Below are 16,099 nucleotides of genomic sequence, written 5' to 3' on the forward strand. Positions count from 1 at the left end.
AATCGCCAAGCCTAGGCCACCCGTGCCGCTTGCGGCACCGCCACCTCCGGCACCCCCTGCGCCGCCACCACCGCCTGCACGGTTGGTGGTGGTGGTGGTTCCGCCACTGTTACCTTGGCCCACTGTGCCAGCGCCGCCCACACCACCAGAGCCACCAAATGAGCGGCTACCGCCGCCACCACTACCGCCAGCTAAACCGCTGGTACGCTGAGCACCGCCGCCGCCGCCAATGGCCACCACAGCGGAGCCAATGCTTGAGTTGCCACCATTACCGCCGTTGCCTGAGGTCGCTCCCGCAGTGCCACCGGCACCGACGGACACAGCGTAGCTGGTGCCGCTCAATGCTTGGATGCCATTCAGCAAGCCGCCCGCACCGCCACCGCCGCCAGGGCCAGAGTCATAAGCACCGGCACCGCCGCCGCCACCTGCCACCACAAGGTATTCCACATTGGCGTCATAAGCCACCGTGACCGCACCGTTGAGGGTGATGTTGTTGGTCAAGCCCGTGAGGGTGCGACCCAGCAACAACGTGGTGTTGTTAGCCGCCGTCAAAGCGCCAGCACTGATGGCCGAGGCGTTGTACAACCCTAAGGTGCCACCACTGAGGGTGGTGGTACCGGTGTAGGTATTGGCGTTCATCAAGTTGATCTTGCCGCCAGTGGCGTTGGTGGTCAGCGCACCAGCGCCGCTGATGCGGCCTAACAAGGTGCTGTTGATGCTGTTCATGCCCAACGTGCCCGAGGCATTGAATGTCACCACCACCATGCCCGCCATGGCGCCAGAGGAGATGACGCTGGCCGTGCCACCCGTGGTGAGCACGCTGCTACCAGCGTAAGCCACCACGACCACACCAGAGCCACCGCTGGCACCGTTGTTATAGGTTGTATTGGTGGAATACGCGCCACCACCGCCGTTACCCGTGTTGGCTGTGCCCGCTACGGGGCTGTTGGCGTTACCGCCAGCGCCGTATGTGGCTGTTGTGTTGGTGATGGCGCTGGTCACGCCCGGACCACCCGTGTAACCTGAAGCAGCACCGCCAGCGCCAGCGCCAGCCACGTTGGCGGCATAGACACTGCCAGCACCACCTGCCGCTGTCACGGCGCTGCCAATAGACGATGCGCCACCCGTCACTGTTTGAGCGCCGCCAGCACCGACCGTGATGGCGTATTGGCCCCAATCAATGCCATAGCCACTGACCACTTGGCCACCTGCACCACCGCCACCAACGGCGGGATATCTCTCCCATGAGGTGTTGCTACCGCCGCCACCGCCGCCAACGACGAGGTATTGCATATCCACACCTGTAGCAATGGTGGCATCGCCGACCAGCTCAATGTCATTAGCCAAGGTCACGTTACCCAGCTGGAGCCTTGAAGCTGCGGCCAGCTTGACCAAGCTGGTGCCAAGTGCTGTGTTGTTGTAAACCCCTAAAGTACCTGCGCTGACGGTTGTGTCGCCGCTGTAGGTGCTAGCTGCCAACAGGTTCACACGGCCCAAGCCCAATTTCGTGATTGAGCCGCTAGAAATGCCCAGTCCGCCCACTGAGGTAGCGCCCGCACCATCAAACGTGAGGCTGTAATTGCCCGTGATGGCATTGCCCGAGGCTGGCATGAGTGTGAGATAGCCCGCATCGGATTGAATTTTGGTATCGCCCGCGAGGGTGACCAAGCCCGTGACCGAGTTGGTACCCGACAGGTTGCGCAATGCACCGCCAGATGATGCACCGGCACCAGACAGAGCCAGGCCCTCGGCTAACGAAATACCCCCAGAAATTTGCAAAGTCGCACCATTCGCGACTACGGTGCCAGCTGCGGCGGCACCCAAACCGCTAGAACTGATGACCGACAACGTACCTGCGTTGACGCTGGTGAGGCCTGTGTAGCTATTCGTACCGCCTAGCGTCAAAGTACCCGCACCCTCTTTGGTGATGGTGTAACCACTTCCTGTCAGGTTCTGTCCCATCGAGATATTGCCAGCACCTGTGAATTTGAGGTTGCCTGAAATTGGCGTGGTTTCCGAGCCTTGGGTGAAGTTCCAACTTACCCCTGCAGTTGGGTTATCAAAGGTGGCGCCTAAACTGCCAACTGTGAATGAACGCCAGTCGCCGCCCGTTGGCCCCGAGTAGCGCATGGTGCCGCCGTTAATCACTAAGTTAGGCGAGTCGTAGCGCAAACGCCCCAAGCTGCCGTCCCATATCGAGCTGTAGACATCAAGCACGCCACCTGAATTGACATACAAATTAGTGGTGATGTCGGTCAAATAGATCTTGCCTGTGGAATTGATCTTCAAGGTGCCGGCATTGATGGTCGTCACGCCTGTGTAGTTATTGACACCCGACAAGGTGAGTGTGGAGGCTGCACTGGTGTCTTTAACCAATGCGCCTGTGCCCGTCATCGCACCTGACAGCGTTTGATTCACGGAAGATGAATATAAAAACGTACCTGCGTTGGCAATGTTGGCGGCATAGTTGCCCGAGCCTAATGAGCCAGCCCCACCGATTTGCAAGGTGCCGCTGCTGATGGTGGTGGCGCCTGTGTAGGTGTTGGTGCCGGTGAAGTTGAACTTGCCACCGGCCGATGGATTGGCTGTGAACGAGCCTGAACCACTGATGGTGCCGCTGAAGGTAGCAGACAGTGCATTGAGCGCAAGGGTGCCGCTACCGGTTGTCGTAAAAGTGTGCAAGGTGTAACCCAATGCCGCATCTGTACCGGTTGAGACGGTGCCACCGGTGCCTGCACTGCTGCCGATGTAACGAACAACCACAAGGCCAGAGCCACCTCTGGCGCCGGGTGTTCGATAGCCAGTGGCATCGCCAACGCCGGTGGCGAGGTAACTTGCGGTGCCTGCGCCACCACCACCACCGGTATTGGCTGCGCCCGCTACAGACCATGATGACGGCGCATTGTTTGCAATAGATGTGCCCGCGCCACCTCCCCCCGCGCCGCCAGCGCCACCTGTAAAGACGCCCGAGTCGGTGAACGTTATGGCGCCGCCGCCACCGCCGCCGTAATTTGTCAAAGTACCCGTGATGTTGGATGTTGGACCGTTAGTACCACTCAAACCTGTTCTGCCACTCGTTCCAGCACCGCCTGCGCCGCCGTTGCTGGTGGACTGATTGCCCGAGCCACCTGCACCACCTGCCTTGTTAGGACCTGTGATACCACCTGCACCACCCGTGGCTGTGGAGGTTGAAGCACCGAAACTCAAACTGGAATTACCACCTGCACCGCCGCTAGCGCCTGTAGCCCAAGCACCCTCAGTGCCGCCGACACCAACGGTGGCCGTCAGCGACAAGGCTGAACCAATATCAATTCCGGTTTGGCTCACTATGGCTCCGCCGCCGCCGCCGCCGCCGCCATCACCGCCGCCACCGCCACCGGCACCAACAATGAGGTAATCCACTTTGTTGTCAAAGGCGGCAGTCATGTTGCCAGTGAGGTTGATGTTGTTACTGAATGTGGTGATGGCTCGACCCAGCAGAAGCGTACCGCCTGCGCCTGTGAGGGTACCCGTGCCAAATGCACCGTTTGCGTAATAGCCCAAAGTACCAGCACTGATGGTGGTACCACCGCTATAAGTGCTAGATGAAAGAAGCGAAAGACTACCCGTACCTTGCTTGGTCAGGCTACCAGCGCCTAGGTTGACAGCGCCATACAGCATGCCTTGCGAACCGCCTGTATTGATGGTCAGCGATGAGTTGCCGGTTGTTTTGTAGCGAACGACGACCACACCGTCTGCGCCAGGTGCAGTCACAGCCGCACCGCTGTGTTGGTTCACACCACCGCTACCGCTGCCTGTGTTCGCGACAGCAGCTGCTGTGGAACCACCTAACAGGGTGCCCGCACCGCCCACGCCGCTGCTTCCGCCGATACCACCACCTGCACCGCCACCGCCAGCTGCATAAGTTACAGATGTGCCAGAAATACCAAAGGCAATACCGTTGCCACCACTTCCACTTGGGCCTACAGAACCGGCTGTCAATGCGCCGCCGCCGCCGCCGCCGCCTGTGGTTCCAGCTGTGTAGTTGCCGCCCGAGTTACCCTGCCCTAAGGCAGAGCTTGCACTGTTAGGAGTGCCGATGTTGTATGAGTCGTAGTACCAAGAGCCACCACCACCGGAGCCTCCGGCTGAACTTGGAATTGTGTAGTTGAGTACGCCCGCGCCACCGCCGCCGCCAATGGCAGTCAAACCACTACCGAACACCGAGTTAGCACCCGCGTTGGCTGGCTGACCCAGAGTGACAACTCGGGCGCCGCCTGCACCCACTGTCAGGCTGTAGCCCGTGCCAGCGCTCACGGCGTAGTTGGCGTTGTAGATGTAGCCACCCGCACCACCGCCGCCAGCCAAGCCCCAACCACCTGAACCGCCACCCGCGACGACCAATACTTCAACATCTGACACACCCGTTGGTGCCGTCCATGTTGTGCTGCTGGATGTGCCTGCCGTGGAAGTGGTAAAGGTTTGGGCCGTGGTCGCGATGCTGTCAATCGTGCCTGTGACCAACACATTGCCCGTGGTGGTGGTCAAGGTCAGGTCTTTGCGAATGAGCAAATCGCCATTGATGGCGATGTTGCCTGTCGTGGTGGTCAGGTTGCCACCTAAGGAGGTCTGTCCACCGCCGGCTACTTTGGTGATACCGGCGTTGGCGGTGATGCTGGTGTCATACGCTGTGACGAACTTGCCACTGCTGGTGACCGACAAAGAGCCGCTCACGTTGACGGTTTGGTTGATTTGTACCGAGCCAGCACTGGCTTGAAAGTCCAGGTTCAAGCCCGATGTGCCCGTGATGGGCGCATTGATGAAGATGTCTTTACCAGCCTTGAGCGTGAGCGTTTTATTACTGGTAGATGTGACCGCACCACCTATAAAGATATTGCCGGTACTGCCAGAGCCCGCTGAACAAGCCACCCCCGTACACGAGATGGATGCACCGGTTGCATCGAGTATCACGTTGCTGGAATTCAACGCACTCGAGAGCGTGGAACTCAAGACACTGCCATAACTAGCCCCAACATAAATGTCTAACGGGTCTAAGAGCCACAGGCCATCATCGCCCGCTTGCACATTGCCAAAGACCGTCAGAACTGCGCCGGATGTTTCAATGCGCCCGCCTTTGCCGCTGCCAGCGCCATAAGTAAATAGATTACCTGCCGTGTAGGTCAACGAACTGGCGTTGTGCACATCACTCCACAACACCACCTTGCCCCCATCGCCGTTGTCGGTGGCACTGGCGTCAATGGTGCTGTCGGCACTCAGGGCCACGGTGGTGGCTTGGCGCATCGTGCCGCTGCCTTGCCAGTCGCCGCCCACCAGCACGGTGCCGCCAGCGGTGGCGCCTTTGGCTTCGATCAGGGTGCCGGTGTCTAGGCTGATGTCATCGCCCTCCACCTCCACGCGGCCCGCATAGGCGCGGGCGCTGTTGGCGCGCAGCACGGTGTTGGTGCTGAGCAGCACGGCGCCCTTGATGGGGGTTGGGTTGGAGTTGTCGGCTGGGTTATTGATAGGCGTCGGCACGCCATCGGCCTGAATGTGGATGCGCCCACCGCCGCCCTCGCCCGATGCGTCCAGCACGGCGGTGGCCAGGTCCACGCGGCGGGAGGCTTGCAGTTGGATGGTGCCGCCCAAGGCGTTGGCCACAATGTGGGCGGGGTCGGTCACCACGCCGTTGGCAAAGATGCGGCCACTGACGGCAATGGCCTGTGCGGCCACGATGTCAATGTTGCCGGCTTGGGCGGCAATGGCGGACACGTCCAACAAACCTGTGGCGGTTTGGGTGAAGGTGTCGGCGCTGATTTGGATGCGGCCAATTTCTGCCGCCAGGTTGCCGCTGTCGGGGAAAGAACTTGCCGCTAAGTTAGTGGCTGTTACGTTGTTAGCTGTGACCGTGCCGCTGTTCTGAACATCAGGGGCATTCAGGCTGACGGTGCCCGCAGGTCCAGCGTTGAGCCCGCCGGTGGCGTTGGCGTTGAGGGTGCCGCTGTTCAAAATAGCACTGCTGGCTTCAAGGAAGATGCGGCCTGCACGGCGCACCAAACCTGTGGCTTCAATGGTGCCGCTGTTGTTGATCACGCCGCTTTGCAAGCGGCTGGCAGCTTGGGCCGACAGAATGATGAGGCCGCCTGGGGCTTTGATGGCGCTTTTGTTGTCCACCAAGGTGTTGATGGCGGCGGCAGTGACGATGACGCGGCTCAGGGCGCCGCCTCCGTCAAATTTAAGCTCAAAGGTTTCGCCTGCGGCCATTGCCACGGTGCCGAGGTTGGCCACGATGACGCCGTTGTTGCGCACTTCCGGCGCGAGCATGGCGATGTAGCCGCCCAGTGCGGCGCGCAGCTCGCCTTCGTTTTCAACCTTGCCCGTGGCGCCGTTGCGGGTGAGCTTGAGCTGGCCGTTCATGAAGTCTTGGGCTGCAGCTTGATGTGTTGTGGCGACTAAACCGCCCACATCGACGCTAGACGACTTACCAAAGTACACGCCTTCAGGGTTGACCAAGATGACTTGGCCCGGCGCAGTGATGCGCCCCAAGATTTGGCTGGGCTGGGTGTCCATGACGCGGTTCAGCGTGGCGGACTGGGCGTTGGGCTGCTGGAAGTTGACGGTGGCGTCTTTGCCAATGTTGAAGCTGGTCCAGTCAACCACGGCTCTTTGGCTGGTTTGGTTGATGTTGAGCGTGGTGGCCGATTGGCTGATGCTGGCTTGGCCTGCTGCCACTTGGCCTCCGCTTGGGAGCTGGGTGGCGACCACGGGCGCGCCCGTGGTTTGCGCCAACACAGGCGCCGAGAACAAACCCAGCGTGCCCAGAAGGTTGACCGACACACATAGATAGACGCGCGAAAGTGCAAATCGCGCAGGCGTGCGGCCACCCAGACGTCGAACGACATCTGAATCGATGGGGCGTGTTTCTACGAAGCGCGGCATTGCAATTCCGATTCGGAATGACGGCGGACTTCTTGAGTTTTTCTTCACGCGCTAGAAAGGTAGAGTGACTTGCAGCCAGTAGCGGTTGCGATCGCGCGTGCCATCTTGGTCGTTGCCGTTGATGGGGTTGGGATTGGGGTTGTTGCCAATCTTTCTTGCCCATGTGGCTTTGATGTTGATGCCATCTTCGGTGGTGTACCCGATGCTGGCGCCAAAGCCTTTGTAGGTATTGAGGTTGTGTTGCGGACCGCCTGGGTAGTTGGGGTCGTGTTGCAGCCAGACTTGGCCCCAGTCGTAGAAGGCGGCCATGTTGATGCCGTTTTCTAACTGTTGTCGGAGTTCGAGCTGAACCATTTGGCCGTCAGAGCCAGAGCCTTCGCCAGTTGGGTAGGCGCGCACGCCGTTCATGCCGCCAAGCTGCATTTTTTCGGAGGAGTCGAGGTTTTTGTCGCTCAACTGGCCTGTGTAGGAAACAAAGGCGGATGTTCTTGCCGTGATGGGCTGCTGCCACGTGCCGTTGAGGCGAATTTTGTTGAAGACGCCTTCGGTTTTGACGGTGTTTTTGTCGGTTTGCTGACTCAAGGAGCCATCGAGGTTGATGTCACCGTGCGAAAGCTGTAACGCATAAGTTCCCGTTCCGCCGCCTGGGTTGATGTCACGGTAGAAGCCAGAGACTTGCGCCGACATGACTTTGGCTTCGTAGTCAGACATGATCAGCCCTTGGGCTGAGGTGTTTTGGAACTTTTTGGTATCTGCGGCAAGGGTGACAGTTGCACTGCGGTCATCTGCACGCAAGAGTGGGTAGATGAATTCCATGCCTTTGGTGACGGCTCTACCAAAAGCGCCAACCATGCCCTGCTCGCCAACGACCACTTCGTAGCTCATGGCGGATGTGTTCAAGCCCATGCGCCAGCCATCGGTTCCGACGGGGAGGCTGTAGGCCAAACGGGCGTAATTGCTGCCTTGGGTGTGCACAGCCACGACGTTGAGCAAGTCGCCCAAGTCATTGGGGTTGAACCAATTGAGGGTGATGAGGGTGCGGATGGCACCTGTTGAGCGAGAGCCCGCGTTGTCAATGCTGAGTTCAGCTTGACGGGTACGGCCTTGGTAGAGCTTGAGCAACAGCTCGGTTTCGCCAGCCTCTCGGCCTTGGCGCAGCGAGCCTTGCACGTTGACGCCTGGCACATCGTTGGCCAAGGCCAAAGCGCGGCCCAGTGACTGGGTGTTGAGCGGCTCGCCTGGTTTTTGTTGGGATTCAATCAGCGCGGTGACGTGGGCTTGGGTGTTGGGCAAGTCAGCGAGTTCTTGCTCGATTTCGACCTTGGAGAACACGGATTCAATGACGTCGACGGTCAAAACGCCTTCGTTCAGGTCTTGCGGCGGCAGGATGGCGCGGGCCAAGTAGTTGTTTTTGCGGTAGTACGACTCGACCACCATGCCGATTTCGAGCATTTGCTCGTAGGTCATGGGGCTGTTGATGAAGGGTTCGACGATGCCCTTGAGCTCCATGTCGCCCAGAATCGTGACGCCAGTGAACTGGATGGTTTTGAGCGTGATGAGTGCTTTGGCGGCCTGTTCGACCTCCTGCTGCTCCACCATTTTGTCCATGGCGGCATCGACCAAATTGCGTGGCTGCTTGGGTTTGGCGAAGGATTTGCCAGTGACCGCCTCGGCCCACTCGGTGACGGGCAGATCGGTTTTTTCTTCAATCGCGCGCAGGACTGTGCCTGCGTTTTTGGGTACAACGGGGTCGTAGATCTCTAACGCCCCACCCAAAAGACACAGGAAAACAATCGCAGCAATGATTCGCGACCGAGTTAATTTCACAAAATGCGTACTAAAACAACCATAAGGGTTGTCTTAATGCAAGTTCTGTGCCTTGCTGTTTTTTGACGGTTTTGTAGGGGTTTGTAGGCTTTATCGCGCGCTAGACGGCATGTTCTCTAGGATTTGAACCGTCAGTTCAGATTGAGAAAGGTCTTGCTGAGGGATATACACACGCACCAACCAACCTGAGCGGCGATAAGCCTGAGTCACCGTATCGGTCAAATGCTCCAGCTCGTGTTGGTTCAGCGGGCGAACAAGATAAGGCTGAGCGATCGCTTGGAGCTGGTCACTCGACAGCAACTTGGCGCCTAAGAACTTAATCTTCTTTGGGTTCACGAGGCTGGCCTGTGTCAAGGTCATCGCGGGTGGCAGCAACTCAAGACGTTGCGCCTGACGCTGGGTTTGATCGAACTTGAGCATTTGCTCGTTTTGGCGCATCAAAGCGCCTGCATCTGGCAAGGTCTGAGCCTGCACCATCCCCGCCGCGCACCAGCACAGCACCGTGATGGGACGCATAAATGTTGTGTTCACCATGTGGTGCCCTTAATTTTTAAAGCTTTTGACAAATTGGTCCACGTCGACACATTCGGCCAATTCGGCTTCCAGCACCTGGTCCCCTGAAATATGAGCGCCATGCTTGACCCAGTTGTCGTTCATGCGCTGGCTGTAGCTTTCAGACAAGTGTTTGACAGCCAGAGAAACGGTTTCCATGGTTTTTTTGCTTTTGCGCCCCTGCTTGCGGTCGAGTTCAACGTCCACACGCTCAGACAAAACCATGTAGTTGTTGGCCAAGCTTTCGTATTTTTTGGCCATGTCGCTTTGTTTTTTGCGCACCAAGAGCGCCGACACATTGAGCTGCAAGGCCGCACACCGACGGTAGAGGTAAGACACGCGACCCATGTCGTTGGTGTCTCGAAAGCGGCTTCGGACCTCGTCGAAGCTGGGCCAAGGTTCAGCGGCAGTCAGCGGTGGGGAGACCAGAATCAGGGCAAGACAGGCGAGCTTGAATTTCATGCCTCATTCTCTCCTGTGCGCGCATCAGTTTTAGAAACGTGACTCCAGCGAGACCCAGAAGCGGTTGCGATCGTATTGGCCGCTGTGGCCGCGTGGCATGGCGGCGGTGTCAGGCTCATCGCCAAGGCGGTGGGCCCAAGTGCCTCGGAGGGTGGCACCCGTATCCAAGCGGTGCGTCAGACTCAGGCCATAACCTTGCAAGGTGGCGCTGTTGTTGGCAGGTGCACCTGGTGCGCTGCCATCGTGCCAAGCACGCACATGGCCACGGTCATAGAACTCAGACAACGTGGTGTTGGCCGTGAGTTTTTGCCTGAATTCAAAAGTCACCAACTCGCCATCGCTGCCCATGCCCTCGCCGACCCCGTAAGCTCGCACGCCCAAAGGGCCACCCAAGTAGATTTTTTCAGAGCCATCGAGGTTCTTGCTGGCGCGTTGAAGCGTCAAGCCGGTATAAAACGCATGGACACCACCCAAGGGCTGGAATACCGAAGCGCTCAAACGAAACTTGGAAAACTCTCCCGCCGTTTGTTCGCCACTGAGATCGGCGGCTTCGTTGGGCGATCCCGCCATGTCGACCGTGCCCTTCGAGAACATAGCGTCGTAAGAGAAGACCGCACCGCCGGGCACCATCTCGCGCTCAAAGCCTTTGAACTTGATGCCCATGACTTTGGTGTCGTAGTAGGCCGAATCGGTGAAGGTGGCGGCTGTGGTGTGGATGGACTTGACGTCGTAATGCAATCCTAAAGTGCTCAACTGGTTGGGGCTATTGACCAGGTCGTAGGCCAATAACAGGCCCTTTTTGATGCCGTCACCGCTGAGGTTGACCGCGTTTTGCAAGTCGTTGACCACATCGAAATTGAAGCTAGATAGGTTCGCGCCAAGCTTGAGGCCATCCAAGCCGGTGGTCCAGTTGTAGGCCATTTGCAGGTATTGGCTGCCTTGCGACTTCAAGCCTTGCAACGACAAGGTGTCGCCTTTGGACAAGGTGTCATTCCATACCAAGCCAGCCCCGATGCGGTTGCTGCCTGTGGAAGAGTAACCATAGTTGTCAAACAGCAGTTCGTACTGGCGGGACTTGTGGGCGTATTGTTTCAAGATGAATGCCGTTTCGGCATCTTCTTGGCTCTCGCCCGATTTGGGGCTTGGCATCGGCACGTTGGGCGACATCTCTGCAAACTTGGTCACCACGCTGGCATCTTCGCTGACTTCTAGTTTCGCCACTTGCGAGACAGCCACAGGCGCTGGGGCTGGCACAGGCGCTGACGTTACTGGCGGCGGTGACAGCATGTGCATGGGCATGGGCTCTGGTGTCACCATGGTGGTCAGCGCTTTGTCGAGCTGTGCGGGTTTGATTTGGCTCTCGATGACGCCCACTTTGAGCACCCCATCTTCACGCGCCAAAGCACCCACCAAGGTCGCACGCGCAACCATGTTGTGGTTTTGGTAGTGCTTAGAGATCTGCGCCGGAATGGCCATCGCTTGTTCAATGGTGAGCTCTTGGCCCACAAACTCGCTGACCACGCCTTTGAGTTCGGCTTGACTGAAGGCTGTTGCGCCTTCAAATTTAATCTCACGAACAATGAGCTTGATGTCTTGCGCCTGAGGCGCTTTCACCTTGGCCACTGAAACTGGGGCAGCCGCTGGCGCTGTCACTGGCGCAGCGGCAGGCGCGCTGGCTTGTGCTTGCACCGACTCTGGCACAGGTTCATCAGCCGCCTTGATTTCTTCCACCATGTCTGGCACGGGCGCCGACGCCACCACGGGTGTGGGCGGTACGTTTCGAAAACTGTCGAGCTGACCCGTGGCATCCAAGGCCAAATAAATGCCGACGCTGGCAGCAGTGAGGGTCAGAAGGACTGGTAGTTTTTTCATGGATAAGAATTCAGTGTGGCTAGAGCTAAGCACGCCCTATGCCAATGCTCGTGTCGTGTAATCGACACCAGGTGTGTTTTCTGAAGATCCTGAGGATCAACGGCTGATCGGATCGGCTTCGATGACTTGCACGACCAAACGTCCACGAGAAAAAGACTGATCGGGGATATAGGCTTTGACCCTGTAGCCCGAATCTCTGTAAGCCTTGGCGATCGCCGCGCTCACAACAGACAACTTATCGACCAACACACGTTTGCCCACAAAGTCTTTCACCGCCACTTGCAGCTTGTTGTTTGGTACCAAGGAGTTGCCTTGAATGGTGATGCTGTCAATTTGGACGCTGAAGTCATCTGTCCATCGCAGCTTGGGGTAGTACTCCAGCGCAAAGCCCTCCTGCTGTGGGGCTGTGCGTGATGACAGCAGGTCTTGATGGTTGGCCATCAGGCTGCCGGCATCGGGCGAGAAACCGTTGGCCTGTGTTGCGCCGCTGGCCACAACCAGTGCACACAAAAGGCAATAAGCGTGTCGTTTCATAGATCAACTCCTCACGTGAGATAAAAAGTCGACCCACTTAATGAGCTTGGGTAGACAAATGGAATGCATGTCGTAATAAAACTGAATCTTTTTGCGCGCCTCTTGACCCAGACGTTGTCGAAGGTCGGCGTCGTCTAACAACCGAACGGTCTGATGGATCAGCGCCTCTTGGTCAAAAAACGGCATGAGCAAACCGTGTTTGTCATGCTCAATGAACTCTTTGACCGGCTCTGTGTCGCTGCCCACAATGGCGCAACCCACGCTCATCGCTTCGAGCAAACTCCAGCTCGCGACAAAGGGATACGTCAGGTACACGTGAACGGTGCTGACTTGCAGCAAGCTCACAAATTGGTTGTGCGGCAAGTGCCCAACAAAGTGAACACGGGCCCAGTCTTTGTCATCGATCAGCGGTTTGACTTCATCGATGAAGACCTGCTTCCAGTTGGTCTTGCCGGGTGGCGCTTTGCCGTAACTCACGCCATCACCACCCACGATGACCACTTGCGCATTGGGGCGCTCTTGCAGCAATTTGGGCAAGGCACGCATGAACACGTGATAGCCACGGTAAGGCTCTAAGTTGCGATTCGCAAAGGTGATGACCTCGTCATCACGGCCCAACACGCGGCCCGAGCGCAGTGCAAATGTGGCTAAGTTGTTGGGAGCAATGACCTTGGTGTCAATGCCGTCATGCATGACTTTGATCTTTCCTCGGAAGGGCCAAGGATAGGTATCTGCCTGAAAGTTGGTGGGAGAGATGGCCGCATCCGCCATGTCAAAGTGCATGACGTTGTTGATGTTCTTCACGCGAAGTCGACAAGCATCGCCTGGGTCTGTGCTTAAGAACTCGGGGTCAAACCCCACATCGTTGCCTTTTTCGGTGTAGTTCAGTTCACAGTAAAGACCCAGCTTGGTCTGGGGCCACACATCTTTGACAAACAGGCTCTCGCCCCAGCCAGGATGTGCCACCACCGCGTCTGGGGTGAAGCCTTGCGCCTTCAATTCCAAACATTTGCGAAACACAGCTTCGCCTCGAATGAGCTTGGTTTCAAAATCTAAGGCCCATGGATGAACCCCAGTGGCCGTGCCTTTGCTGGGGTGGTAAGCGTGCATGCGCACGCCCATCCATTCGGCGGGCACCTCTTTTTTGAGTACCAATGCATGCACCTCGTGGCCGTCTTTGACCAAAGCCGGCGCGAGGTGTAGAAATTGACCAGGAAAGTTTTGATGAATGAATAAGATCTTCATCGCACCAACAGCTCGTTACCGACCAGCTCTTTGACCGCTTTGTCAATCGACTGGATTGGGATTTCGAACTTGCCTTGGTCCAAGTTCAGTGACTCGATGTCCAGCTTGCCCAATGCGCTCAACAGTCGGTAACTGCCCAACTTCGCATCCATCGAGGCGTTGACTTTGTTGGCCAGCAGGCCAAAGTGTTCAACCTCAGAGTCCAAAACAGCCAACGCGGTTTCTTTGCCTGCGTCACGCAAACGCTTACGACCGCGCATCACGCCTTGTGAGGTTTTGACCGCAGATTCCAACAGATCCAAACGCTCCAGGCCTTTTTTGTATTGGTTCCACGCCACACGCACGGACTCTTTGGTCTTGTTGTTGACGTTCTTCTCTTTTTCAGCGCTTTCACGGTAGTCATAGGCAGCCGCTTGAGCGCGGCTGATGGTCTCGCGACCCGCAAAGATGTTCCAGCTCATCTTGAGCAAAACAGAGTCTTCGTCTTTGCGGTAAAGCTGGCCTGCATCGCGTTCGCGGTTATGGGTTCCCACCAAGTCGACGTTGGGCATGAAGCCAGCGTTTTCCATGCTGATGAGTCGATAGGTTCGCTCGGTGGCAAGTCTTGCGCCTGCCAGTCGGGGGTTGTTTTCGGCTGCTTCGTCAGTCGCCGCATCGACAGAGGCAGGCATGCGAGATTTGATGATGTCCACATCTTCAAATAACTTCAGGTCGGGGCTTTTGCCAAACACCTGTTCGTAGCCCGAGACGGCATCACGCAAGCCCTGCTCGTAAATCACACGGCGCTCGCGCACGATTTGCAGACGGGTAGCCGCTTGCAACTCGTCCACGATGACACCACCGCCACGCTCCACGCGTTGCTTCTCCATCTCGAGCTGGCGCTTGGTCGTCTCTTCGTTGATTTCGCTCAAGCTGATGAGCATTTTGTTTTTCAACACGTTGATGTAGGCCGTGATCGCTTCGAGCAGCACCTCTTGTGAGGTGGCGCTACGGTCGGCGTCTTTCATCTGGCGTTCAATCTTGGCGACACCCGTGGTGGCCAAGGTGCGCCCCCCGTTGAACAGGTTTTGCGTCACCGTCACAGATTGCTTTTTGCGTTGCAAGTCGCTGGCTTGTGGGGTGGAGCTGGGCTGACCCGAGGCGTAAGGGGTGGTGGTGATTTTTTCGGAGCCACTTTCAGCCCCCACATCCACCTTGGGCAACCAGCCTGCTTTGGCGGCCGTTTCACGTTTTTCGGCTGCGGTGACCGCAAAGCTGGTGGCTCGCAGCATGGGGTGGTTGTCGCGCAGGTAAATCAACTCAGACTGCAAGTCAGCGGCAATGGATTGCGAACCGAGGCAGGCAATGGCGATTGAAATGATGTGCTTTTTCATATGAACTCTCTCAAATTTCCTTGAACGCGTCTGCTTTGAGCTTCAAAACAGGTTTCAGCAGCGCCCACATGATGGATTGGGTGTCGACCTTGATATCGACCTCGCCCACCATGCCGGGTGTGATGGGGTACTGGCCTTGGTGACTGCCAAGCCATGATTTGTCTGTGCTGACGACCACGCGATAAAACTGTTCTTCGTTGCGGCCCAGGTCTGTGTCAGCGGCAATGCCAGTGACCGTGCCACTCAGGCCGCCATAGCGCAAATAGTCATAGGTTGAAATCTTGACCAGTGCGTCTTGTTTGAGATTGATGTAGCCACGGTCGCTCGGGCTGAGCTTGACTTCAATGACCAATTGGTCTTTGACGGGCACCACTTCCATGATGGGTTCACCGGGCTTGATGACGTTGCCAGAGGTTTGAAAGCGCACGTTTTTGACCACGCCGTCAATCGGGGCGCGAATGACCGAACGGTCTTCTTGGTCATGGGCTCGGTTGAGCTCCTCTGAGAGGCTGGCCATTTTTCGCTCCATGTCGGCGGCTTCGCTCGATGACTCGCGGTTGAAACGCGACTCTTCTTGCTGGCGCCTTGCCATGGATTCACTGATGCCCGCCTGCAAACCCGTGATGGATTGGCGCAAAGAGGCAATTTCACCGCTCAGGCGCTCGTAGTTGCTTTGGCGCTGGAAGTGCTCGAGTTGTGAGGTGAGTTTGTCTTTGACCAAGTCGGCAGAGATGGCCACCTCTTGCCTAGAAATCTTGATGCTGGCCTCCAGTGCCGCCAGGCGTTCACGGGATTCGGCCAGCTTTTGGCGGTTCTGCGTGACGATGTTGTCAAACGCTTGCAGAGAGCTGCGGCGTTCGTCTTTTTTGTTGTGGTAACTGTTGGTTTCCACTTCGATCAGGTTCGGAAACTTGGCAGCCAAGTCCTCAGGCCAAACGGGATCTGTGCCCACGGCCTCTGCGTCTAAGCGGATCTTGGCCAGTTTGAGTGAGGCCATGCGGGCATTCATCTCACCGCTGTTGATGCTGCTGGATGCCAGGTCCAAATGCACCAAGGGGTCGCCTGCTTTGACTTCTTGGTTCTCGCGCACCACGATTTCTTTGATGATGCCGCCCTCTAAATGCTGAATTACTTTGACTTTGTCAAAGGGAATCACTTTGCCGGGTGCGGTCACGACGCGGTCAACCCTGCCGATGAGGGTCCACAAAAAGATGACCACAAAGAAAGCCAGCAACCGACGCTGGGAAGCGCGCCAGCGCGGTTCACCCAGGTCATGCAAGACGCGGTCTAACGATAAATGTTGTGAATTTTTTGACATG

At 57.3% G+C, this 16,099-nt stretch carries 9 protein-coding genes (1 of these 9 cut by a window edge); all 9 read right to left on the reverse strand.

What is annotated here, in order from left to right; all coding sequences use genetic code 11:
• A protein-coding gene (locus LINBF2_RS06285) for a YDG domain-containing protein (protein ID WP_281891239.1) crosses the window boundary here: on the reverse strand, positions 1 to 6,915 show its 5' end (the start). It extends 26,784 nt beyond the left edge of the window; 6,915 of the gene's 33,699 nt are visible here — the first part of the coding sequence; it begins with the start codon at positions 6,913 to 6,915; its stop codon lies beyond the left edge, outside the window.
• 51 nt (positions 6,916 to 6,966) lie between these two features.
• Positions 6,967 to 8,691 (reverse strand): ShlB/FhaC/HecB family hemolysin secretion/activation protein, encoded by a 1,725-nt coding sequence (locus LINBF2_RS06290; protein WP_281891240.1) that lies wholly within the window; start codon positions 8,689 to 8,691, stop codon positions 6,967 to 6,969.
• A gap of 141 nt (positions 8,692 to 8,832) precedes the next feature.
• Complete coding sequence (locus LINBF2_RS06295) at positions 8,833 to 9,276, reverse strand: POTRA domain-containing protein (RefSeq protein ID WP_281891241.1); 444 nt, start codon at positions 9,274 to 9,276, stop codon at positions 8,833 to 8,835.
• Positions 9,277 to 9,285: 9 nt separating this feature from the next.
• Entirely contained in the window at positions 9,286 to 9,756 is a 471-nt protein-coding gene (locus tag LINBF2_RS06300) for a hypothetical protein (protein WP_281891242.1), read from the reverse strand.
• A gap of 30 nt (positions 9,757 to 9,786) precedes the next feature.
• Complete coding sequence (locus tag LINBF2_RS06305) at positions 9,787 to 11,628, reverse strand: ShlB/FhaC/HecB family hemolysin secretion/activation protein (RefSeq protein WP_281891243.1); 1,842 nt, start codon at positions 11,626 to 11,628, stop codon at positions 9,787 to 9,789.
• A gap of 96 nt (positions 11,629 to 11,724) precedes the next feature.
• Entirely contained in the window at positions 11,725 to 12,162 is a 438-nt protein-coding gene (locus LINBF2_RS06310; RefSeq protein ID WP_281891244.1) for a POTRA domain-containing protein, read from the reverse strand.
• A 3-nt stretch (positions 12,163 to 12,165) separates the two neighbouring features.
• Positions 12,166 to 13,407 (reverse strand): glycosyltransferase, encoded by a 1,242-nt coding sequence (locus LINBF2_RS06315; RefSeq protein WP_281891245.1) that lies wholly within the window; start codon positions 13,405 to 13,407, stop codon positions 12,166 to 12,168.
• Positions 13,404 to 14,780 (reverse strand): TolC family protein, encoded by a 1,377-nt coding sequence (locus LINBF2_RS06320; protein ID WP_281891246.1) that lies wholly within the window; start codon positions 14,778 to 14,780, stop codon positions 13,404 to 13,406. Before LINBF2_RS06320 ends, LINBF2_RS06315 begins: the two co-directional genes overlap by 4 nt.
• A gap of 10 nt (positions 14,781 to 14,790) precedes the next feature.
• Positions 14,791 to 16,098: an HlyD family type I secretion periplasmic adaptor subunit gene (locus tag LINBF2_RS06325; protein WP_281891247.1), complete on the reverse strand. Its 1,308-nt coding sequence runs from the start codon at positions 16,096 to 16,098 to the stop codon at positions 14,791 to 14,793.
• Position 16,099 lies beyond the last annotated feature (1 nt).

The sequence above is a fragment of the Limnohabitans sp. TEGF004 genome, from assembly GCF_027924965.1.
Lineage (GTDB): Bacteria > Pseudomonadota > Gammaproteobacteria > Burkholderiales > Burkholderiaceae_C > Limnohabitans.

Excerpts from the sequence above, each read along its gene's own strand:
- LINBF2_RS06310 (WP_281891244.1), bottom strand. The coding sequence starts at position 12,162 with ATGAAACGACACGCTTATTGCCTTTTGTGTGCACTGGTTGTGGCCAGC.
- LINBF2_RS06305 (WP_281891243.1), bottom strand. The coding sequence starts at position 11,628 with ATGAAAAAACTACCAGTCCTTCTGACCCTCACTGCTGCCAGCGTCGGC.
- LINBF2_RS06325 (WP_281891247.1), bottom strand. The coding sequence starts at position 16,098 with ATGTCAAAAAATTCACAACATTTATCGTTAGACCGCGTCTTGCATGAC.
- LINBF2_RS06295 (WP_281891241.1), bottom strand. The coding sequence starts at position 9,276 with ATGGTGAACACAACATTTATGCGTCCCATCACGGTGCTGTGCTGGTGC.
- LINBF2_RS06320 (WP_281891246.1), bottom strand. The coding sequence starts at position 14,780 with ATGAAAAAGCACATCATTTCAATCGCCATTGCCTGCCTCGGTTCGCAA.
- LINBF2_RS06315 (WP_281891245.1), bottom strand. The coding sequence starts at position 13,407 with ATGAAGATCTTATTCATTCATCAAAACTTTCCTGGTCAATTTCTACAC.
- LINBF2_RS06300 (WP_281891242.1), bottom strand. The coding sequence starts at position 9,756 with ATGAAATTCAAGCTCGCCTGTCTTGCCCTGATTCTGGTCTCCCCACCG.